The organism is Phycisphaerales bacterium AB-hyl4 (assembly GCA_041821185.1).
GTDB classification, from domain to species: domain Bacteria; phylum Planctomycetota; class Phycisphaerae; order Phycisphaerales; family Phycisphaeraceae; genus Natronomicrosphaera; species Natronomicrosphaera hydrolytica.
In genome coordinates this window covers 405351-425935 of the sequence record JBGUBD010000004.1, presented here as the reverse complement: position 1 = coordinate 425935, position 20585 = coordinate 405351, and the positions used below count along the sequence as shown (strand labels likewise).

Annotated in this window: 19 protein-coding genes; 7 read left to right on the top strand and 12 right to left on the bottom strand. The window is 64.3% G+C overall.

Going from position 1 to position 20585, the window contains the following annotated elements; all coding sequences use genetic code 11:
- Positions 1-193: 193 nt before the first annotated feature.
- Entirely contained in the window at positions 194-1198 is a 1005-nt protein-coding gene (locus tag ACERK3_08400; protein ID MFA9478315.1) for a GNAT family N-acetyltransferase, read from the top strand.
- Here the strand turns inward: ACERK3_08400 and ACERK3_08395 are convergent.
- Positions 1167-2108: a zinc-binding dehydrogenase gene (locus ACERK3_08395; protein ID MFA9478314.1), complete on the bottom strand. Its 942-nt coding sequence runs from the start codon at positions 2106-2108 to the stop codon at positions 1167-1169. The genes ACERK3_08400 and ACERK3_08395 overlap by 32 nt on opposite strands.
- 180 nt (positions 2109-2288) lie before the next feature.
- On the opposite strand from ACERK3_08395, the gene ACERK3_08390 reads away from it, so the two are divergent.
- Positions 2289-2840 (top strand): hypothetical protein, encoded by a 552-nt coding sequence (locus ACERK3_08390; GenBank protein ID MFA9478313.1) that lies wholly within the window; start codon positions 2289-2291, stop codon positions 2838-2840.
- A gap of 43 nt (positions 2841-2883) precedes the next feature.
- Here ACERK3_08390 and ACERK3_08385 read toward each other — a convergent pair whose 3' ends face one another.
- Positions 2884-4272: a M28 family peptidase gene (locus ACERK3_08385; GenBank protein MFA9478312.1), complete on the bottom strand. Its 1389-nt coding sequence runs from the start codon at positions 4270-4272 to the stop codon at positions 2884-2886.
- A gap of 189 nt (positions 4273-4461) precedes the next feature.
- On the opposite strand from ACERK3_08385, the gene ACERK3_08380 reads away from it, so the two are divergent.
- Together ACERK3_08380 and ACERK3_08375 are read left to right on the top strand one after the other, a co-directional pair.
- Positions 4462-4683, top strand: a complete 222-nt coding sequence (locus ACERK3_08380) for a hypothetical protein (GenBank protein ID MFA9478311.1) — start codon at positions 4462-4464, stop codon at positions 4681-4683.
- A 139-nt stretch (positions 4684-4822) separates the two neighbouring features.
- Entirely contained in the window at positions 4823-5911 is a 1089-nt protein-coding gene (locus ACERK3_08375) for a 3-isopropylmalate dehydrogenase (protein ID MFA9478310.1), read from the top strand.
- A gap of 24 nt (positions 5912-5935) precedes the next feature.
- Here ACERK3_08375 and ACERK3_08370 read toward each other — a convergent pair whose 3' ends face one another.
- The 4 genes from ACERK3_08370 to ACERK3_08355 form a co-directional block, all read right to left on the bottom strand.
- Complete coding sequence (locus ACERK3_08370; protein MFA9478309.1) at positions 5936-6982, bottom strand: hypothetical protein; 1047 nt, start codon at positions 6980-6982, stop codon at positions 5936-5938.
- A 177-nt stretch (positions 6983-7159) separates the two neighbouring features.
- Positions 7160-7783, bottom strand: coding sequence for a peptidoglycan recognition family protein (locus ACERK3_08365; GenBank protein MFA9478308.1), 624 nt, complete (start codon positions 7781-7783; stop codon positions 7160-7162).
- A gap of 185 nt (positions 7784-7968) precedes the next feature.
- Positions 7969-8202, bottom strand: a complete 234-nt coding sequence (locus ACERK3_08360) for a hypothetical protein (protein MFA9478307.1) — start codon at positions 8200-8202, stop codon at positions 7969-7971.
- A gap of 259 nt (positions 8203-8461) precedes the next feature.
- Positions 8462-9511, bottom strand: a complete 1050-nt coding sequence (locus ACERK3_08355; protein ID MFA9478306.1) for a GDSL-type esterase/lipase family protein — start codon at positions 9509-9511, stop codon at positions 8462-8464.
- A 114-nt stretch (positions 9512-9625) separates the two neighbouring features.
- On the opposite strand from ACERK3_08355, the gene ACERK3_08350 reads away from it, so the two are divergent.
- Positions 9626-10081 carry a pyridoxamine 5'-phosphate oxidase family protein gene (locus tag ACERK3_08350; protein MFA9478305.1) on the top strand — a complete coding sequence of 152 codons (456 nt, stop codon included), beginning with the start codon at positions 9626-9628 and terminating at the stop codon, positions 10079-10081.
- A gap of 9 nt (positions 10082-10090) precedes the next feature.
- Here ACERK3_08350 and ACERK3_08345 read toward each other — a convergent pair whose 3' ends face one another.
- The gene (locus ACERK3_08345) at positions 10091-10975 is read right to left on the bottom strand and encodes an RNA polymerase sigma factor RpoD/SigA (protein MFA9478304.1); all 885 of its coding nucleotides are present in this window, start codon (positions 10973-10975) and stop codon (positions 10091-10093) included.
- Positions 10976-11206: 231 nt separating this feature from the next.
- On the opposite strand from ACERK3_08345, the gene ACERK3_08340 reads away from it, so the two are divergent.
- The gene (locus ACERK3_08340) at positions 11207-13006 is read left to right on the top strand and encodes a SulP family inorganic anion transporter (GenBank protein MFA9478303.1); all 1800 of its coding nucleotides are present in this window, start codon (positions 11207-11209) and stop codon (positions 13004-13006) included.
- A gap of 176 nt (positions 13007-13182) precedes the next feature.
- Complete coding sequence (gene ispH, locus ACERK3_08335) at positions 13183-14124, top strand: 4-hydroxy-3-methylbut-2-enyl diphosphate reductase (GenBank protein MFA9478302.1); 942 nt, start codon at positions 13183-13185, stop codon at positions 14122-14124.
- 59 nt (positions 14125-14183) lie between these two features.
- On the opposite strand, the gene ACERK3_08330 is transcribed toward ispH, so the two are convergent.
- The 5 genes from ACERK3_08330 to ACERK3_08310 form a co-directional block, all read right to left on the bottom strand.
- Positions 14184-14921, bottom strand: coding sequence for an N-(5'-phosphoribosyl)anthranilate isomerase (locus ACERK3_08330; GenBank protein ID MFA9478301.1), 738 nt, complete (start codon positions 14919-14921; stop codon positions 14184-14186).
- Positions 14922-14926: 5 nt separating this feature from the next.
- Complete coding sequence (locus ACERK3_08325) at positions 14927-17230, bottom strand: ATP-dependent helicase (GenBank protein ID MFA9478300.1); 2304 nt, start codon at positions 17228-17230, stop codon at positions 14927-14929.
- Positions 17231-17298: 68 nt separating this feature from the next.
- On the bottom strand, positions 17299-18207 hold the full coding sequence (locus tag ACERK3_08320) for an NAD-dependent epimerase/dehydratase family protein (GenBank protein MFA9478299.1): 909 nt from the start codon (positions 18205-18207) through the stop codon (positions 17299-17301).
- A gap of 129 nt (positions 18208-18336) precedes the next feature.
- Positions 18337-19092, bottom strand: coding sequence for an LON peptidase substrate-binding domain-containing protein (locus ACERK3_08315; GenBank protein ID MFA9478298.1), 756 nt, complete (start codon positions 19090-19092; stop codon positions 18337-18339).
- Between the two features lie 133 nt (positions 19093-19225).
- Positions 19226-20431 carry an AI-2E family transporter gene (locus ACERK3_08310; GenBank protein ID MFA9478297.1) on the bottom strand — a complete coding sequence of 402 codons (1206 nt, stop codon included), beginning with the start codon at positions 20429-20431 and terminating at the stop codon, positions 19226-19228.
- Between the last annotated feature and the right edge of the window lie 154 nt (positions 20432-20585).

Here is a 20585-nt window from a genome sequence, read left to right as displayed (position 1 = left end):
GCAGGCCACGGGGTTTGTGTATGAGGCCGAAGCCCACGGATTGAATCCGTGGCTTCGAGCACACCCGAGATTCATGCCCGATCCGCATCACAGGGGCGTGATCGCGTCGGCTCAAAACCAAATCAGCATCAACAGCGCCGACGGCACTGGCTACAATGCGCCCTTCACTCTTAAGAACGGGGCTCATGGCGACATGACAGAGGCGATTCGCAATCCCGAACCAACCGACGGGCCTCGCTTTGTGCGGGTCGACCCCGATCGGCAACGCGAAGCGATCGGCCTGCTGCTCAGCGGCCGGGCGTCGGGGCGGGAGGCGGCGGTGCAGCCGTTCCTCGACTATGCCCGGCAGCAGAGCCTGGTGCTTGACGATCTCTGGGTTGCGGTCGAAGGCGAGACGCTCCAGGCAGCGGTGCTGATCGTACCTTGCCGTGGGCGGTCGGGCATGCTTTTCTGCTCGCCTGCGACGAGTTGGCCGAGCGAGCAGCTGGCGGTCGAACTGCTGCGGACGGCCTGCCGGGCGCAGTCGACGGATCGGATGCGGCTGATTCAATGCCTGCTCGACCCGCCGCAGCGCCGGTTGGCGGGGGCGATGCGCGACGCCGGCTTCCATGATCTGGCGACGTTGAAATACATGAGCCGACGCCTCAACCGACGTCCACGGCCGCGCTCGCTCGCCGGGCGTTTGCCCGGCTATCGTGTGCTGCATTGGGACGATGGCCCGGTTGACGACTTCGCCCGGCCGATCCTCGACAGCTATGAACAGACGCTCGATTGCCCGGGGCTGCGCGGGCTGCGCAGCATCGACGATGTCATCGTCGGCCACCAGTCGGCCGGCGTCTTCCGGCCCGACCTCTGGCATGCGATCTACGACGATCAAACGCCCGTGGGTGCGATGCTCATCAACGACCTGCCGCATATGGACGCCTGCGAGTTGGTCTATCTCGGGCTGGCCGTGCCGTACCGCGGCCAGGGGCTTGGCAAGCAGTTGCTTGAACACGCGCTCGACCTGGTGCACGCGGCTGGCCGGGGGAGCATGATCCTCGCCGTGGACGAACGCAACGAGCCTGCCACCCGGCTGTACCGCGGCGCGGGCTTCCGCGAGACGGCGAGCAAGCGGGCGATGGTGTACGCGTTTGGTCAGCCGATCGAAACCTCGCCGGACGAGGTCAGTCGTGATGCAGACGGACGACGCCCTTGATGTAGCCGTCGTTCCGCGATGCTGCGGTGGCGAGCAGGTCGGGGTAGTCATCCAGCGGGACGACGTGCGTCACCAGCGGCTTGAGGTCGAGCAGGCCGCGCTCGATCAGGCGGATCGCGGGGGGAAACGGATCGCGCAGCGCGGCGTTGGGCGCGCTGTTGACGACGGTGATGCCGTTCATATGCCACAGGTCGCCGGGGAAGCTGGCCGTGCCGTGGTTCCAGCCGAAGAGGTTCAGCCGACCGCCCGGCCGCACGAGGCGGGAAGCGAGGTTCAACCCCGCCTGCGAGCCGGTGGTGTCGACGACCGTGTCGAAACCGCGGTCGGCGAGCGCCTCGGCCACCGCGTCGGCGTCCGATTCGCTGACGTTGAATGTTTCCGTCGCGCCGAACTGCCGGGCCAGCGCCAGTCGGCCGGCATCCAGATCGATCGCCACGACCTGCTCCAGCATCGATCGGCCGAGCCCCTGCAACATCAGCAACCCCATAAACCCGCAGCCCACCAACGCCACCCGCTCGCCCGCCTTGGCTTGGCAATGGTCTAGCCCCGTCACCACGCAGGACACCGGCTCGACGATCCAGTGCTCATCCGCATGTCCGCCGACCGGCAGGGGATGGAGCTGCGCCGCGGGCAGGTTCGCATACTCCGTAAAACCCAACCCATGCCCCGTGACCCGCATGCCCTCGGCCAGCCCCGTCACGCCGGGCCCGATCTTAACCACCCGCCCGACCCCCTCGTGGCCTGGCATGACGTCCCACGCGAAGCCGTGCTGAAACACATGCACGTCCCAGGCGCAGATCCCGCAAGCCAGCGCCTGCACCTGTACCTCGCCGGGGCCGGGGTCGCTGACGGTCACGTCGATAAGTTCAATGCCGCCCGCCCGCCCGTACTGCACGCTGCGTGCCTGCATCACAGAAGTCCCTTTCGGAAAAATAAGAAAATCCCTTAGTTGATTCAGGTGAAAATCTTACTTCCGACTAGGGAAGATGCCAAGGTGGGCGATGTTATGACGTCAGGAAGCCCACGGCGTGACGCCGTGCGCTTCGGTCGCCACATCAACTGCAAAGGGGGTTATGATGTCGGGTTAACCATGGACAGTCGCTGGATTGGCATCATCATCTTCCTGCTCGTGATCATCACGGCCGTGTCGTTTCTGCGCCCGCGCAGCGGCGAACGGCCGGGGCCGAACGTGGGTGAACTGCGCGTGCTCGAAATCGACGAGGACCGCACGGTACGGATCATGGGTCGGCTGCTGCGCGACCATCGGCAGGCGTACTACTACCAGGTGGAGCAGGGCGGCGAGGTGATTGCCGAGCCGGCGTTTTTCGGCAGCTTGCCGCCGGGCTCGCCGATGCTGACGTTTCAGTGGTATGAGATGGACGACAAGTCGCTGGTGGGCTTCGCGGTGGAGCATCGGCCGAGCGAGGTGCTGTTTCTGTATGACTTCGATACGGGCGAGAGCTGGCCGGCGCATGAAGGCGGCGAGTCGGTGGCGGTGTTTCAAGCTCGTGGGCACGCGATGTTCGAGCCGTTGGCGGCGGCGCATCCGGAGGCGGGGCTGACGTTGCGTCATGCGGAGGGCTTGCGTCCGCTGCCGCATCCGCCGGGGTCGCCTTATCTTGATGATGATGCGGACGATTGACTTGCGATGCCGTTTGGCATCCGCCCCGGGTCTGCAGTGGTTATCAGCGTTCGCCGAGTTCGAGTTCGAGCGTGAGGGTTTCGCCGTTGCGTTCGATGATGAGCGTGAGGGGATCGCCCGGCTCGGCGTCGCGCAGCAGGGTGGTGAGCGTGCGGACGTTGTGCACCGGCTCGTCGTTCCATTGTTTGATCAGGTCGCCCGGTTCGAGGCCGACTCGCTCAGCGGGGCTGTCGGGCATGGTTGCGGTGATGCCCGCGCCCTGCTCGCCGTCGAGGGTGGTGTAGTCGGGGATCACGCCGAGTTGTGCCCGGCCGATGCCTTGCATGGGCTGGCCGTGGGCGTCGCGCATGCCGGCGTGAGGGTCGCCGGTGCCGGTGAACGCCATGCGTTCAGGCTCGCGTTCGAGCAGGGTGGTCAGGCGGTCGATGAGCTGAACGACCAGCGCGCCGCCGGGGGCGTTGATGCGGTCGGCGGTGTCGGTGGGGCGGTGGTAGTCTTCGTGAATGCCGGTGAAAAAGTGGAGCACGGGGATGCGGTGGACGTAGAAGCTGGTCTGATCGCTCATGCCGATGCCGCCGCCGCCGTCGATCAGGTGCATGCCCAGGCCGCGGTTGGCGGTGATGAGCAGCTCCCGCCAGCGGTCGCCTGATGCGAGGCCGAAGACGGTGAGTTCGCGGTCGAGTCGGCCGACCATGTCGAGGTTGATCATGGCGACGATCTGGTCGAAGTCGACAGCGAGTTCGTCGGGGTGATTAACCATGTGCATCGAGCCGATGAGCCCCCACTCTTCGCCGGAGAAGCCGACGAACAGCAGCGTTCGGCGGTCGTGTTCGGGGTGGTCGGCGGCGCGTTGCATGGCGCGTTCGGCGAGCAGCATCATGCCGGCTGTGCCGGAGGCGTTGTCGTCCGCGCCGGGGTGTAGAGCGGGTAGATCGTCCTGTCGGAGGAGGCTGCCGACTTCGCCGTAGCCGAGGTGGTCGTAGTGAGCGCCGATGACGATGATTTCGTCGGCCAGCGCGCCGCGGCCGGGGATGTAGCCGGCGACGTTGTGGGCGGTGGTCTGGAGCAGGTCGTGGGGGACGTCGTCGGCGTCGTGGTCGCGTTCGACGCCGTGGTCGAGGTGCGGGTGGTGCGCCATGGAGAACGGCTGGATGTAGCTGAGCTCGCCGTCGTCGGCCGTGCGGTAGGCGGGCTCGAGGCCGAGGGTGGTGTAGTAGTCGACGAGGTAGTCGCGTGCGACGTCGAGGCCGGCGTAGCCGACGCCTCGGCCTTCCATGTCGGGGTGGGCGAGGTGATCGACGTAGGTCTGGAACTGCTCTGCGGTGGCGTCGTCGGCGTGGCGGTAGATCGACGGGCCGGCGCAGGCGGCGAGGGTGCAGGCTGCGGCGAGGAGGGTAAGCCAACGCAACGGCAGGGCGGGGGGGTGTGGCATGTCGTGATGATAACGGCAGATGGACGTTGCGAGGTGTTAAGCCGGTGAATCTGGCCGGGCTGTGCGTGGGTGGAAGCGGCCAGAATGGGCAATGTTGTGATGTGCAGCTGAAGCTGACGCAAGTCGGCGACGATATCACCAGTGCACTGAGGAGCTACTGACTCGAAGCACGGGAGAACGATTATGCGGATGCTCGACACGATTTCGTTGTTTGCGATGGTGGGGGTGTTGGCGGTACTGCTGCACGTTGGGGGCGTGGTGTCGTTGAGCCCGCAGCCGATGGTGCAGGCGATGATGGGCGAGTCGCCGATCGTGCGAGCGGAGATCGAGCAACGCGAACTCGAGCGGGCGATGGAGTTGGCTCAGCAGAAGTATGCCCCGGCACGACTGGCGATGGCCGGCGGGCGGTGAGGGGTAGGGGGGAGGCTGGGGCGTGGGGCTTGGGGGCTGGGGGCATGCATTTGCCGTCTTCCGCTGGTCGTGCTACATGTAGCCGCTTTGACGTTGCACGCTCATCAAAGCGCCTCGGTCGCGCGGAGGACAGATTGACATGGCATTGAAACTCGCGGTCATCGCCGGCGACGGTGTGGGTCCGGAAGTCGTTGGCTCGGCGCTGAAAGTGCTCGAAGCCGCTGCCGGGCCGCATAACCTCAACTACACCACCACCGACCTCGACTACGGCGGGGCTCGCTACCTCAAGACCGGCGAAGTCATCTCCGACGACGAAGTCGCTGCGCTACGCGACTACGACGCGATCTTCCTCGGCGCGGTGGGCCACTCCGACGTCAAGCCCGGCGTGCTCGAAAAGGGCCTGCTGCTGAAGCTGCGGTTCGAACTGGATCAGTACATCAACCTTCGTCCCGTGAAGCTGTACGAGGGCGTACCCACGCCGCTCGCGGGCAAGGGGCCGAAGGATATCGACTTCGTCTGCGTCCGCGAAAATACGGAAGACCTCTATTGCGGCAACGGCGGTATCGCGCGGAAGGGCACGGCCCAGGAAATATCGACGCAGGAGATGATCACCACCCGCTTCGGCGTGGAACGTTGCCTGCGATACGCCTACAACCTCGCCCGCGAGCGGAAGGCGGCGGGGTATCCGGGGCAACTCACGCTGGTGCACAAGACGAACGTACTGACCTACGCGGGCGACACGTGGTTTCGCGCGTTTGAAGAGATCGGCAAGGCCGACTTTCCGGAAATCGAGCGGGTGTACCACCATGTCGATGCGTGCTGCATGTACATGGTCGCCAGCCCCGAGCGATACGACACGATCGTCGTGCCCAACATGTTCGGCGACATCATCACCGACCTCGGCGCTGCGATCGCCGGCGGCATGAGCATCGCCGCGTCGGGCAACCTCAACCCCGACGGGGTCGCCCCGAGTATGTTCGAGCCGGTGCACGGCTCAGCGCCGGACATCGCGGGCCAGAACAAGGCCAACCCCTTGGCGACGATTTTGTCGCTTAGCGTGCTGCTGATCGAGACCGGCCGAATCAAGAACGACCCCGCCGCGACGAAGGTGGGCCAGCAGCTTGAGCAGGCCATCCGCAAGGTCTGCCCGCAGTTTGAGGGTCAGCGGCTGGATCGGCCGAAGTGGTCGACCGACGAGATCACGCAGATGGTGATCGACGCGTTGTGAGGCGTTGGCGGTTCGGCCTTGGCGTCAGGCGAGGATGATGCCGAACGCGAAGATGGCGACGAGGATGGTGACGATGAAGTTCACCACGTACATGATGATCAACACGTAGAACGCGTCCGAGCCATCGAGGTCGAAGAACTTCGAGAGCAGGAACCACATCGACACGACGACGAAGAGGAAGCCTGCAAACCCGCCGGCGATGCTGCTGCCCAGGGGGACCGCAGTAATGTAGGCGACCATGTCGCCCAGCGCTGCGGGGCCGAGCAGGATGGCCAGCAATTTGAACAGTGCCGCGCCGAGCGGGCCGAAGCTTACGCTCAGAATATAAACCGAGACCATCAGTGCCAGCAGCAGCAGCGGAATGGAAATCGCGACGTCGATGGCGGTGACGATCGCGGCCTGGAGCGCACCGTCGATGGCATCGTCGCCGAAGAACATCGCCTGCGCGAAACGGGTCAGCAGGCCGAGGATGATCAGGCCCAGCGGCAGGTACAGGTCGAAAAGCTTGCTGGGCTGAACCTCGTCTTCGCGATCTTCCAACGCCCGGCTGACGGCACTGTTGCCGCCCATGGCCGCGATGTCGGCAGGGGCCTCGGGGGGTGCTTTGGATGCGGCGGGGGGCTGATCGTCAGGGTCGGGGTCTTCGACGATGTCAGTTTGTAACTGCTTGCCTAACTCGAGGTTGTAGCCACATTTGACGCAGAGAATCGCGCCGGGCTTCAGCGGCTGATTGCAGGATGGGCATTTCAGCAGCGAGACACCGGAGGAGGATGAGCCGGATGAACTGGCGGAACTGCTGCGTCGGCGTGGCCGGCTGGCGGAGGCGGCGGGGGCGGGAGCATCGCCGGCACCGGGCTCTTCGGTGAATTCGAGGTCGTAGGTGCTTGCTTCGTTGGGGTCGACGGGCGCGGGCGGGGGGCCGATCGCCTCGATCTGGCCGTGGGGGCTGCCGGGCAGCTGCATCTTCTGGCCACACTTGCACACCACCTTCCGGCCGGCCAGGTCGGGCTTCCAGCGATATTGCTTGCCACAGTTGGGGCAGGCGACTCGGCCATCCGACGCCTCAGCCATATGTGCAGGTCCTTACCAGAAAGCGGTTGACGAGCCACACCGTCGGCCGACTGCGGGCCGATACTGCCCAAAGCGTCACCCGCGTGACCGATGTTGTCAAGCGCGTTGTGTAGGTGCTACGACGGATTCGCAGCGTCCGGCTGCGGGCTTACGGGGGTGGGATGAGCGGCTGAGCGATCAGGGCGTGGGGATGTCGAGCAACTGCTGGCGGAACCAGGCGAAGGGGAACGCCTCGTCGCCGGCCGCTTGCCCGACGTCGATGTGAATCGCATCGCGGGGAATGTTGTGGGCCTGCTGGAGCTGACGGACCAGCCAGACCAGCTCACGAAGCTGAGCGCGGGTCATCCGCTGGTTGTCGGCGTCGCCGACGAGGCAGATGCCGATGCCGTTGCGGTTGAACCAGCTGGCGTCCTCGCCTTCAACGTAAGCGCCGGCGAACTGGTGCTGCCAGCGGAAGCCGAGCTCGATGAGGCCGTCGTCCGCGCCGCGGCCGTTGTTGAGGACGAAGTGGTAGCCGAGGCCGCCTCGGCCCTGCTGGTCGTGGAGGCGGTCGAGTGTGTGGGCGTTGCCCTCCGGCTGGCCGGAGTCGTGAATGACGATGGCCTGCCAGTCATGCTGGGGGCTGGCGGTGTCGAAGAGGCGGTCGTTGCTGGACGTGGGGCCGCGGTCGATGGACTGCAGCGTGACGCCGGCGAACGGGGCCATCGGTCCGGGTTCGAGCAGCAGCAGCACGCTACTTGCCAGGGACATGCCCACGATCAGTGCGCCGAGCACGATGAATGTTCGTTGATTCGGGACCAAGCTGCCTCCCCCTCTCGAAGGGTTTGCTTCCGTGCACCGTTGGCCGTCGCTGTGGTCCGCCCGAGCCGGTGTTGTTCACAAACGGTGGACCGACGACCTTCTGGTCATCGGTCAATGTTGCTGTGAACTTTGAATTTCTGTCCGTAGTGGCCTGGAGCCTTTGGTGGTCTGTACCGATTAATCCGTTAATACTGGTCAAGCGGGCGCAATCGCTCCCGCAAGGCAGGCCGACCGGAACGGGGTGTGCCGCGAGCCATCTCGTCGGTCATGGGCCGCTCTTCCCCCCGTAAAGTGCGGTACCGGTCATAGGGCGTGCGTGGTGCGTCCGTGGGGAACAGCGGATCCTGACAGCCGGTGAGCAGAATCACCGCCATCATCACTGTTGCGGAACACGGAATCACCCAACGCCTGTGCTTCATGCTGATGAATTGTATCGCGTTACCCGGATACACTCAAAGGTGCATCGCCCGACCTGTGATTACGGTTTATAACCACATTGTGCCACGGCAGTGATGCACGACAGCGGACTGTCTCACCTTCGTGTACGACAATGCGGTTTCACGCTTGCAGCGTTTGGCTGCGGTGCTTGCACGGCGTTTTCGGCACGCAGGCCGAATGCACGCGGGCCAAGGTCCGCGGCTAAATGGGGAGGAGGAATGAGGCCACATTGTCGATATGTCAGTCCGTCGACGTCGCCGCGGCGGCGTTGAACCGGGGCATGACCTGTTCGAGATATTGCTCGGCGAGCACGCGGCAACCCTCGGCGTCGGGGTGCAACTCGTCGGGCATGTGGTGAACAAATTCAGGCCCGAACAGCGACAGGCCGTCGGCGTAGGCGAGGCGGTCGTCGCCGTGGGCGCGGAGCGCGTCGACGGCGTCGGCGATCCAGGTCCGCATGAGCTGGAGGGTCATGCCCGTGCCGCCCGGGGAGTCTTCGCGCGGCGGGGAGCAGATGGGCGACACGCAGACCATGGGCACATCGGGGTGGCGATCGCGGATAAGTTGAATCAGGCCGATGACCGCGGCGCGGAACGTACGTTCGTTGTAAGTGCCGCCATGTGTGTTGATGCCGAGGCAGAGGCTGATGCGGTCGGCAGGCAGTTGGCCGATGGTTCGGCCGACCATGGGATCGAAGTGGCATTGCCCGCCGAAGCCCAGGCAGGTCAGGTGCAGGCCAAGTCGGTTGGCGACAATGGCGGGCCAGGTTTCGCTGGGGCCGTCGGCGGCGGAGCACTGGGTGATGGATGAGCCGTAGACGACCCACCTCGGTCGAGTGTCGCGCCATGTGTCGGCCGTGGCGTCGGCGTCGATCTGCACGGGCCCGAGGCAGACGGTCGTGCTCTGGGGCAGGTACAACTCCAGGTGATGCGAGCCGGCGGGCAGGTTAGCGAAGGTGAGGGTCCGCGGCTGTTCGAGATCATTGGCGGACAGACGCTGCCGCTCGTGGCGTTGGCCGTCGACCAGCAGGTCGAACGTGCAGTCGGGCGTCTGGCTTTGGTCGGGCAGCGTGTGGACCTGCACCGCGAGTTGCGACGTGTCGCTGATCAGCGTCAGCCGTATGCCCGCGGCAAAGCACGCCCGTGTGAGCAGTGCCGATTCGTACAGGCGCAGTCGATCATAAAACACCCGCCACGGCCGAACCCATCCCTCATCCATCGGCTCGACCGACACCGCGCCTTCCAGTGTCATCGGGCCGTCGGCCCACGTCAGCGTCTGCATCTGCTTCATCCGCGGCATCATACCGTGATCGCTCGTGGCAACGCCACGGCAAGGAATGATGCGAGCGTGCTATAGTCTTGTGACGGGTGGGGCGTGAGAACGCATGCTTGGGAAGGAGCAGCAATGACCAGCGATCAGGACATGTTGGACCTCGCTCGCCAGTTGATCGACGAGGTCGGCGTCGGCTGCATGGTGACGATCGGCCCGGACGGTCGGCCGTATGCCCGCTATATGGGCGCGGCGCCCGCCGATGACGGGCTCGGTTGGGTCTACAGCCTCAGCGCGCACGCGACGCACAAAGTTGAGCACATCCGTCAGCAGCCTGAGGTGTGCTGGGTCTTTGCCAATCGCAATTACCAGGATGTGGTCACGCTGCACGGCAAGGCGGGCATCGAGCCCACGGCCGACATGCCCGCGTCAATCTACGATCGGCTGGTGGAGTTCGCTCGGCCGTATGCGGTCAATGTTCTCACCGACCCGCACCACTACCAGTTCGAGGCCGTGGTGACCCGGGTGGAAACGGTCGAGTTGCTCGCGCCGCATCTTGGAGTGAACGCGCCGTACACGCTCACGCTTTGAGCGGGGCGGTCAGGCCGACTGGGTCAGATTCTTTTCACTGTTCCGCATGGCACGAATCGCGGCCAGCGGTCGATCGCTGCTGAGGCGCTGGTTGAGCTTGCGCAGCGCTGCGATCTCGATCTGCCGTACGCGCTCGCGTGTCAGGCCGACACGCTCGCCGATTTCTTTCAGGGTCAGCGGTTCCTCGTCGTCCAGGCCGTAGCGAAGGCGGAGAATGGTCGCTTCGCGGTCGTCGATCGCTTCGAGCAACAGGCTGATCGTAGCCAGGTCTTCATGATGCAAAGCCTGCTCGTCCGGCGGCAGGTTTTTGTTGTCCTGCAACAGTTCTGAGAGCATCGGCGCGTCTTCGCCATTGCCGTCCGACTGCGCCGGCCGCTGGTATGCACGCACCGCTTTGCGGATAAACCGCACCTTGCGCGGCGGCAAATCCATCGCCACGGCCAGTTCGTCAATGCTCGGCGATCGGCCATGCTCTTCTTCGAACTCGCGCGACACACGCTTCCATCGGGCGATCAGCTCCACCATATACGCGGGGATGTGAATCGGCTGCACCGCGTTAATGAGCGCCCGTTTGATCGCCTGTTTGATCCACCAGCAGGCATAGGTGGAAAAGCGAGCCCCCTGGTCGGGGTCGAAGCCTTCCACGCCGCGCAGCAGACCGAGGTTGCCCTCTTCGATCAGGTCTTGCAATGGCAGGCCGCGGTTGTTGTAACGCTTGGCGACACTGACCACGAGGCGCAAGTTGGCGCGGATCATCCGCTCGCGTGCCTCGGGGCAGTTGTGTTCGATGATCCGCCGACTCAGGGCCTTCTCCTCCTCGGCCGTAAGCAGCGGCGTCTGGTCGATCTGTCGCAAGTACAGTTCGAGGTCGTTCTTGACGCCGTTGGATCTCATCGTGCGAGCTTCCCCCCCCCATGCCTTGAATTCGCCATGCCCAGCCGATCGATGGCTGCGCCTCCTGTGGCGGGTGAACGTGTCGTCGACTGAGGCTTGCTCTTATGGTCGGCCCGATCGCCGGTCGGCTTGAGATGAACGAGCCGATTGTTAAACCTGCATCCCCACACGCGACTTGCTACGCTGGCGTACGGGTCTTATGAGCGTGAACACCGCCGGGTTGTAGCGATCATGACGAATCTGCGCAATAGCCTGATCACACCGATCCTGCGGCCGATCCATCGGCTAAGTCATACCGTGCGCCACTACAGTCTCGCCACCGCCCGCGCCGACGGCCTCGCCGGGCTGACCGTTGCCGTGGTCGCCATTCCGCAGTCGATGGCCTACGCCATCATCGCCGGCGTGCCGCCGGTCTACGGCATCTATACGCTCATCTTCTACGCGCTGATCGGCTCGCTGCTCAGCTCTCAGCCGCTGCTTGCGCTCGGGCCGATCAACACGCAAAGCCTGCTCGTCGCCTCCATCGTCATGCGGCTGGTCGACCCCGGCAACGAAGCGCTTTACGTGCAGATGGTGCTCGCGCTGGCGCTGATCAAAGGTGTTCTCCAGTTCGCCATGGCCGGGGCGCGCCTGGGCAACATGGTGCGCTATGTCAGCCAGAGTGTGATCGTCGGCTTCACTGCCGGCGCGGGCATCCTCATCGCTGCGGGACAGATCGGCGGCTTCCTCGGCTTTCGTGTCGATCGCGGCGAAGTGACCTGGCCGGGGCTGCTGGGCATCGCACAGGGGCTTTCCAATCATCTGCATGAGATCAATCCGTGGGCGGTCGCGCTCGGCCTGCTGGCGCTGGCCGTGGTGATCGGCTCGCGGGCGATTTCCGTGCTCATGCCGGGGCCGTTGCTTGCGATTGTCATCACCGCTGCGATCGTCTGGACGATGGGCTGGACCGAGGCTGACATGACGTTGATCGGCGCAATCCCCGCCGGCCTGCCCGCGCCCAGCATGCCCAGCTTTTCGCTGAGCGACGTCGAAACGCTGTTCGCCGGGGCGCTTGCGCTAGCGCTACTCGGGCTGATCGAGGTCTACGCCATCGGCAAAGCCACCGCGGCCCGACGTGGGGGCGAACGCATCTCCGCGAACCAGGAACTGTTCGCGCAGGGCGTGGTCAACACGGCCGGCAGTTTCCTTTCGTGCATTCCCGGTTCGGCGAGTTTCGGGCGAACGGCATTGGCGGAGTATGCCGGCGCTCGCACCGCCTTCGCGGGTATTTACAACGGCTTGTTCGTGCTGGTGATCTTTCTGCTGTTCGCCCCGGCAGCGCGATACGTGCCGATGACCGCCATCGCCGCCGTGTTGTTCGTCATCGCCTGGAGTCTGATCGACTGGGCCTACATCCGCCGTCTGCTGCACAGCCAGCGTGCCGACGCGATGGTCTGCCTCGGCACGCTTGTCGCGACGCTGATCGTGCCGTTGGCCTATGCGGTGTTCATTGGCATTTTCCTGAACATCGCCCTCTACCTCCGCCGCGCCAGCCAACTGCACATCGCCGAGATGGTCCGCACGCCAGGCGGCCCGTTCGTCGAACGCCCCGTCCGCGATCGAGCTGGCCAGAAGAAAGTCATGTTCCTCCAGGTCGAAGGCGACCTGTTCTTCGGCCTCGCCGACGAGTTGCAGGATCGCCTCACCAGCGTCGCCAACAGCGGCGCACGGGTGGTCATCCTCCGCCTCAAACGCACCCACTCGCTCGACGCCACCGTCTTGAGCGTGCTCGAACGCTTCGTCCAGCAGATGCAGCGAAAGGGCGGCCACGTCCTGCTCTGCGGCCTGCGACCCGAACTCTACGACCGCCTCAAAGCCTTCGGCCTCGTCAAACTCATCGGTGAGGACAACGTCTTCCCCGCCGAGTATGGCGTGTTCACCAGCGCCAAACGAGCCATGCACCGCGCCAAAATCCTCGTCGGCGCCAGCCTCGACGTCGACCGCGAGCTCACCGAAGTCGAAGAAACCGAAGAATGGGCGTACGAGATCTGATTTGGCGATTTGGCGATTTGGTGATCTGGTGATTTGGTGAAGTGAAAGGCACGCCGAAGACCGCTCGAGGCCCGACCCCCGCCCGCCTTCCGTTCCGGCGCTTCACCAAATCGCCAGATCACCAAATCACCAAATTTTTTGATCTCCCACCCCGCGCTCCGCTACCATGGAGCAATATGAAAATTGTCCTCGCCAACCCCCGCGGATTCTGTGCCGGCGTGAACATGGCGATTCTGACCGTCGAAGAGGCGCTCAAGATCGTCGGCACGCCGCTCTACGTCTATCACGAGATCGTCCACAACCGCCACGTCGTGGACCGTTTCGTCCATGAAGGCGTCACATTCGTCGACACCATTGACGAAGTGCCCGCCGGCGCCACCGTCATCTTCAGCGCCCACGGCGTCAGCCCCGCTGTCCGCCAGGCCGCCAAGGACCGTGGCTGCACCATGATTGACGCGACCTGCCCGCTGGTCACCAAAGTCCACATGGAGGCCGTTCGCTATGCAAGGCAGGGCTTCAACATCCTGCTCGTCGGACATGCCGGCCACGACGAAGTCGAAGGCACGGTCGGCGAAGCGCCCGGCGCGATCACCATCGTCGAAAGCCCAGAAGACGTCGACAAGCTCCCGTTCACGCAGGATGACAAACTCGTCTACCTCACGCAGACCACGCTGAGCATGGACGACGCAAACCGCATCATCAACGCGATCAAGGCCCGCTACCCGCAGGTCAAGCAGCCGCCCAGCGAAGATATCTGCTACGCGACCACCAATCGCCAGCATGCCGTCCGCGCCCTGGCCGAGAGCGTTGACCTCGTCCTCGTCGTAGGTTCAAAGAACAGCTCCAACTCCGTCCGCCTGACCGAGATCAGCGAAACCACCGGCACGCGGGCTCACCTGCTCGACGACAAACGCGAACTGCAAAGCGAATGGTTCGACGGCGTCAATTTAGTGCTCGTTACCGCCGGCGCGTCCGCACCCGAGTACCTCGTGCAGGAAATCATTCAGGAATTGATCGACACGCACGGCGGCGAGGCGGAAGAGTCCCACGTGGTCGAAGAAAACATGCACTTCAACCTCCCCGTGAGCCTACGCGTGCTGGCGAAATCGAACGCCTGATTTGCCAACGCACACCAAACAGTAAAGCCCAGGCATGGCATGCCTGGGCTTTGTTGCGCCTACCCCTGCCGATGCCCCACCGCCCCGCGCTGTGCATCCGCACCCATCACGGCTTCGACAAACGCGCGAATCCGACTCACATCCTTCACCCCGCGCGACGACTCCACCCCGCTTGATACGTCTACCGCATACGGGCGCACCACCGATATCGCCTTCGCCACATTCTCCGGCGTCAACCCGCCCGCGAGTACCAGCGGCGGCAACGCCGACAGCGTCTCGTCCGCGCAACGCTCCGCCAGCGCATGCCAGTCAAACGCTCGGCCGGACCCGCCGAGCAACGCCGGTTTCCCCGCCGCAGATGACTGACCTTCACGCGTCACCGCCAACGGCGGCGGCGTGTCGAACAACACCGCTGCCAGATTCGTCAATCGCTCGCGCTGCCAAGGCCCGACCGATTCCACCACCAGGCTTGGATGAAACGCCACCGCCTTGATCACACGCAGATCGTTTAGCGCCGCTACGTCGCCCGGGTGTTCCTCACCATGCAACTGCACGGTCCGCAGCCCCACCGCCGACGCCACTTCCCGAATGTGCCGCGTCGGCGCATCGGCAAACAGACCCACCGGTTCAACGAAAGCCGGCAAGCGTTGTACGATCTGTTGCGCCACCTTCACCGTCACCCGCCTTGCCGAGTCGCGCACAAACACCAACCCCACCGCGTCAGCGCCGGCCTCGACTGCGGCGTCCGCCGAGGCCAGATCGTGAATGCCACAGATTTTGATGCGCGTGCGGGGCATGTGTTTCAAACCTTTTCCAGTCGGGCGTATTGCAGGATCAGCGTTTTGACGCCCGCCGCGTTGAATTCCACCCGCGCCCGCGTATGCGAACCCGACCGTGCGACCGTGATGATACGCCCGATGCCGAATTGCGGATGCCGCACGCGCGTGCCCGGCGGGAACTCGCCCGCTTGTTCGCGTGCAGAGGTATGTGGCTCGAAGTCATCGCCGAACGGGTCATCACCGTCTTCGGACACGTCGCAGACTTCGATAGCATCAGTTGGCAGTTCATTGAGGAATCGGCTGGGGATCACCGGCATCGTCTGGCCGAAGATCGTGCGGTAACGCGTGCTCGTCATATATAGCCGACGCATCGCCCGCGTCATGCCGACAAAGCACAGCCGCCGTTCCTCTTCTTCACCCTTTTCGCCTTCGTTCTGCGAACGCTGATGCGGCAGCAGGCCGTCTTCCACGCCGACCATGGCAACGATCGGAAACTCAAGCCCCTTCGCGGCGTGCAGCGTCATCAGCGTCACCGCGCCTTCGCCCTGGTCGACGCTGTCGACATCACTGACGAGGCTGATGCGTTCCAGCAATGCCAGCAGCTTGTCGCGCAGCGTCGGCGCATCGTTGCCGTCTTCCGCTGCTTCGTTGAGGTAGTCTTCCTCGAACTGCTGCGCGGAGCTGATCAGTTCGCCGAGGTTGGCAAGCCGTTCCTGGTCCGGGTCCGACTTGTCCTTACGATAATGCTCTTCGAGCGTCGACTCAGTAATAACGCGCTCCACCAACTCGCGCAACGAAATCTCATCATCCGATGCCGCGGGGCTCAGGCCTTGCTGTCCCAACAGCAGGTCGGGCGCTTCATTCAACCCCGCCGCGGTGCGCCACTCGTCGACCATTTTCGCAAACTTCGCCACCGCGTTCTGTGCCCGGTTGCTCAGGCCCGGTACGCTCATCGGATCGCGGATGATGTCATCGACCGCGCGGTTGCTCGCGAGGCTGTGAGCCTGCATCGCCTTGATCGACTGGTTGCCGATGCCGCGCGTCGGCGTGTTGATGATCCGCAGCAGGTTCACCTCGTCGGCCGGGTTCGCAATCACGCGCAGGTACGCCACCGCGTCCTTGATTTCTGCGCGATCGTAGAACGCCGTCCCCCGTGCGATCTGGTACGGCATGCCCGCGTCGCGAAGCGCATCTTCCACCACGCGCGACAGGCTGTTCATGCGGTAAAACACTGCCATCTCGCCCCACGCGAGCTTCTCGTTCACGTGCAGGTCGCGAAACCGTTCCACCAGCCAATGAGCTTCCTGTCGCTCGTCCTGCATCGTGACAAGCTGCACCGGATCGCCGTCGTCGTTGTCCGTAAAAAGCTGCTTGTGCTTGCGGGCGCTGTTGTTTCGGATCAGGCCGTCCGCCGCCGCGAGAATCTTTTTCGTCGAGCGATAGTTCTGCTCGAGGCGGACCACTTTCGCATTGGGGTAGTGCTGTTCGAATTCGAGGATGTTGCGGATATTCGCGCCGCGCCAGCCGTAGATGGACTGGTCGGGGTCGCCGGTGGCGCAGAGGTTCTGATGTCCGCTGGCCAGCGCGTTGGCGAGCATGAACTGCGCGTGGTTCGTGTCCTGATACTCGTCGATGAGAACGTACTGGTAACGTTCGCGCAGCTCGGCGAGCACTTCGGGGTGCTGCTTGAGCAGTTGCACGGTTTTCAGCAGCAGGTCGTCGAAGTCGAGTGCATGATTTCGCGTAAGAATCTGGGTGTATTTCTTGTACACCTTCGCCACGGTGCGGTTGTAAAAGTCGCCCGCCGTCTGCGCGAACGCCTCCGCATCAACCAACTCATTTTTCGCATTGCTGATCGTGTGCAGCATCGAGTTCGGCGGAAAGTTCTTCGGATTGATCTCCAGATCGTTAAGCGCCTGCTTCATCGCGCGCTGCTGGTCGGAGCTGTCATAGATCGAATAGCCGGCCGGCAGGCCCAGCCGATCGGCGTACCGTCGCAGTAGCCGGGCGCACAGGCTGTGAAATGTCGCAATCGTGGCGGCGCGGGCTTCGCGCTCGCTCAGCAGTTCGCTCACGCGTTCGCGCATCTCGCCCGCGGCCTTGTTGGTGAACGTGATCGCCAGCACGTTCCACGGTGCTATCCCCACACCGCGCACCAGGTACGCCACCCTCCGTGTGATCACCCGAGTCTTGCCCGAGCCGGGCCCGGCCAGCACGAGCATCGGCCCGTCGACATGCGTCACCGCCTCCCGCTGCGGCGGCGTCAAGCCGTCCAGCAAGGCGTCTTCAACGGTCGTCGGCGAGTTGGCAGGGGGGAGTTCACTCATGCAACGCGTCAGTGTAACACGGTCGATTTTCGATTTCCGATCGCCCAAACCACAACCGCCACCGCCGATCACGATCGGCTGCGACTCAGCGCATCATCCAGCCCGTCGCGATAGCTGGCGAAGCGAGGCGACCAGCCCGTCCGCCGACACGTCGCGATGTTGTCCAGCGCCTTGGACGAACTGCGACGTAGCCGATCGAGGTTCAGCCCCAGCATCCGCGCTGCTGTGGCATCGTCGAGCACCTGTGGCGGGGGCACGTCCAGCAGCTTCGCCAGATGCCCGTAATAGTCCACGCGCGGCACGGGATGACCATCACATCCCAGCTCCACCCGCCCCGGCTGCTCGGCGTCACGCATCGCCAGCAGCAACGCCACCGCGTCGTCCACATGCAACAGGTTCAGCATCGCCTGCGGGTTGCCCACCAGCGGCGAGCCGTCGTGCACCGCCTTGAGGCCGACGACTCGGCCGGGCCCGTACAGCCCAGCCAGCCGAACGACGTGAAACGCCTCGCCCGCCGCGAGCCAGAGCTGCTCACCTTCGAGCAACAGCCGGCCCCGTTCGTCGATCGGCTTTGCCGGCGTGTCGGCGTCCACCAGTTGACCGTTGCGCTGGCCGTACACCGCGGATGAGCTGACGAGCACTGCCCGCCGCACGTTCGCCCGCCGCAGCGCCTTGACGACGTGGGCAATCCCGCCGAGCACGACCTGTCGCGGCGACGGCGACTGGCCCGGCCGACCGGGCGGGATCATGTGGTAAACGTCCAATGACTCCGCCTCGATCGCCGGCGTGAGCGCTGCGAGCGTGACGGGCTGTGTGATGTGCACCAGCATCGGCCGTACGCCCAACGCCGCAAGCTGGCGGGCCTTGTCCGGCGAACGCGTCGTGCCATAAACAACCTGCCCCAACTCAACGAGCCGGGCGGCAAGCCCACGGCCGAGGTAGCCGCAGCCGACGATCAATGCAGTGGAAGCAGGCATAGACGACCATTATAGGTCGCCTCTCGCCGGCAAGCGGGCCAGCCCACCTTCCCCTCACTGATGCCCACACATACGCTCCGCCGGCAATCAGCAATCAGCAATCAGCAATCAGCAATTCCACCTCCGCGGTCAGTTCAGATAAACCGTATACCGCTCTCCCTCCATCTTGCCCGACCCCAGCCGATCCGCCTGCTCGACCAGCTCGCGCAGCTTGCGCAGATACTGCTCCAGCCATAGCGCCCGCCTGTCCGCGTCCGGCTCTGCGAGCATCGCGTAACGCTCGTCCACCATCTGACTCAGCGTCAATGCCGCCAGGTCGATCATCGCCGACGTCGGCAGGTCTTCGCTCAGCCAACGGTGCATCGCGTGCACCGACGCCAGCGACTTCAGCGCCGGCTCGTTGAGCATCGACTCGATCCGCGTGCGATGCTCCGACAGATCAATCTCCATCGGTGCTTCGACCTCCGTCGGCTCAAGCATCGCCAGCCGATAAGGCTCATGCTCCAACTCGCGCACCACCTTTGCTCGGCAAATGCCCTGCATCAACACATTGAATCGGCCGCCCGGCAGCTTCTCATGCCGAACCAGGTAGCCCACGCAGACATGCTCGCGTATCGCCGGGTTGCCCGTGTAGTCCTGCTTCCACCCATCGCCGGCAAACACCGCCATCGCAACCAGCCCCGCCTCGTCCAACGCCTCGCGCGTCATCGCCCGATACCGCGGCTCGAAGATGTGCAACGGCACGACCGCATGCGGCAACAGCACGCAGTTCGCCAGCGGGAAAAGCGGCACCGGGCTGTCAAAATCAATCGTCAGCGCCTCGGCCATGCATGATTCTAGGCCCGCGTCAAAGCCGACGTCGATGCCCGCCGATGATGCATTCACCGCATTAGTCGCGAATACGCAGCTTGGCCCCATTTAGCCGCGGGCCTTGGCCCGCGCGTTCGGTCGATCGCCCCAAAGAGCGCGGGCCAAGGCCCGCGGCTAAATGTTGTAGCCGTGAAACCGCGTTGTCTTGCTAAGCCTCCGCCGCCGCCCACTGCCGAAGCCTCGGCAGCAGCACCTCCTTGGCGAGGATTTTGATGCACGCCGCCAACGGGATCGCGATCAGCAACCCCAGCAGCCCCAGCAGCGACCCACCCAGCAGCACCACCAGCAGCACGGTCAGTGGGTCGAGGTTTGTCGCCTGGCCTTGCACGACCGGTTCGATCACCCAGCCGTCGAGCCCCTGTGCGATCAGGTACACCACGCTCGGCCAGATCACAATGCCCCACAGGTCAAACCCGCTCGCCGCCGCGTCGCCCGCCGCCGCTGCTCCGTTGGCGACCTCGCTCGCCCCGCCCGCCGTCAGGCTGTCCAGCCAGGTCAACCCCACCGCCACCGGCCAGCCCACCACCGCCGCGTAGGGAATCAGGTTGAGAAATCCCGACCCGATGCCCAGCAGCAACCAGTAGGGCACGCCCACGATCCACCACCCCACACTCAACACGACCGCCACAACCGTCGCCTGGATCAGCCGACCACGGATGAACGCCGACACCGACTTGTCCATCATGCCCACGATTTCGAATGTGCGCGGCTGATGCCTGGCCGGCACGAACGGTGCGAACCAACGCACAATGCCGTCAAATTTCCATACGAAGAAGAAAAAGCAGAAAAATACCACCACCGCCGCGACGACGAGATATGTCGCCAGGCCGATCGTCGTGCCGATCACGCCCAGCCCAACGTCCAGCCACTGCCACACCGCAGCGCCGATCGCGCCAAAGTCCAGTTCCTGGCCATCGCCCGCCAGCAGCCCGCGTGCTCGCTCTTCGATGCGGGCCACGACTTGTTCGAGATCCAATTCGAATCGGCCAGCCAGATGGTTTGCCAGTGCCTCGGCATAGCCGGGCAAGTCGCGGATGAACTGCCTTGTCTGCGTCACCAGTTTCGGCACGAGATACGCGCTCAGCCCGAGCACCGCCACCACGACCGCCGCCATCGTCACCACCGCCGTTACCGGCCGGGGCACGCGCCAACGCCGATGCAGCCACGTCGCCAGCGGATTCACCGTGTACGCCAGCGCCAGGCCGATCATCACCGGCAGCAGCACCGGTCGCACGGCATACAGCAGCGCCAGCACCGGCGGCACGACCAGCACCGCCGTCGCCGCTGCCACCAGCACCACCAGCAGCCGCTGGAACCACTGTTTCCGCCACACCGGCTCTTCGATTTCAGGCATGTTTGACATGATGCCATCGCTCCGGAAAGGCTACCCTCGCCCGTGCCTCGCTTGCCAGCTTCCCCGGCTGCGGATGATAACGCTTCGCCATCGCTATTGCTGAAAACCTTTATTCGTCACGTGTTGTGCGACCCTTACGCGCGTGCTAGTGTTA

Bases quoted from the DNA above. Each gene is read 5' to 3' on its own strand.
- ACERK3_08330 (MFA9478301.1), bottom strand. From the start codon at position 14,921: ATGCCCCGCACGCGCATCAAAATCTGTGGCATTCACGATCTGGCCTCG.
- ACERK3_08310 (MFA9478297.1), bottom strand. From the start codon at position 20,431: ATGCCTGAAATCGAAGAGCCGGTGTGGCGGAAACAGTGGTTCCAGCGG.
- ACERK3_08375 (MFA9478310.1), top strand. From the start codon at position 4,823: ATGGCATTGAAACTCGCGGTCATCGCCGGCGACGGTGTGGGTCCGGAA.
- ACERK3_08320 (MFA9478299.1), bottom strand. From the start codon at position 18,207: ATGCCTGCTTCCACTGCATTGATCGTCGGCTGCGGCTACCTCGGCCGT.
- ACERK3_08345 (MFA9478304.1), bottom strand. From the start codon at position 10,975: ATGAGATCCAACGGCGTCAAGAACGACCTCGAACTGTACTTGCGACAG.
- ACERK3_08370 (MFA9478309.1), bottom strand. From the start codon at position 6,982: ATGGCTGAGGCGTCGGATGGCCGAGTCGCCTGCCCCAACTGTGGCAAG.
- ACERK3_08395 (MFA9478314.1), bottom strand. From the start codon at position 2,108: ATGCAGGCACGCAGCGTGCAGTACGGGCGGGCGGGCGGCATTGAACTT.
- ACERK3_08325 (MFA9478300.1), bottom strand. From the start codon at position 17,230: ATGAGTGAACTCCCCCCTGCCAACTCGCCGACGACCGTTGAAGACGCC.
- ACERK3_08400 (MFA9478315.1), top strand. From the start codon at position 194: ATGACAGAGGCGATTCGCAATCCCGAACCAACCGACGGGCCTCGCTTT.
- ACERK3_08390 (MFA9478313.1), top strand. From the start codon at position 2,289: ATGGACAGTCGCTGGATTGGCATCATCATCTTCCTGCTCGTGATCATC.
- ispH (MFA9478302.1), top strand. From the start codon at position 13,183: ATGAAAATTGTCCTCGCCAACCCCCGCGGATTCTGTGCCGGCGTGAAC.
- ACERK3_08350 (MFA9478305.1), top strand. From the start codon at position 9,626: ATGACCAGCGATCAGGACATGTTGGACCTCGCTCGCCAGTTGATCGAC.
- ACERK3_08360 (MFA9478307.1), bottom strand. From the start codon at position 8,202: ATGAAGCACAGGCGTTGGGTGATTCCGTGTTCCGCAACAGTGATGATG.
- ACERK3_08355 (MFA9478306.1), bottom strand. From the start codon at position 9,511: ATGAAGCAGATGCAGACGCTGACGTGGGCCGACGGCCCGATGACACTG.
- ACERK3_08380 (MFA9478311.1), top strand. From the start codon at position 4,462: ATGCTCGACACGATTTCGTTGTTTGCGATGGTGGGGGTGTTGGCGGTA.
- ACERK3_08340 (MFA9478303.1), top strand. From the start codon at position 11,207: ATGACGAATCTGCGCAATAGCCTGATCACACCGATCCTGCGGCCGATC.
- ACERK3_08385 (MFA9478312.1), bottom strand. From the start codon at position 4,272: ATGCCACACCCCCCCGCCCTGCCGTTGCGTTGGCTTACCCTCCTCGCC.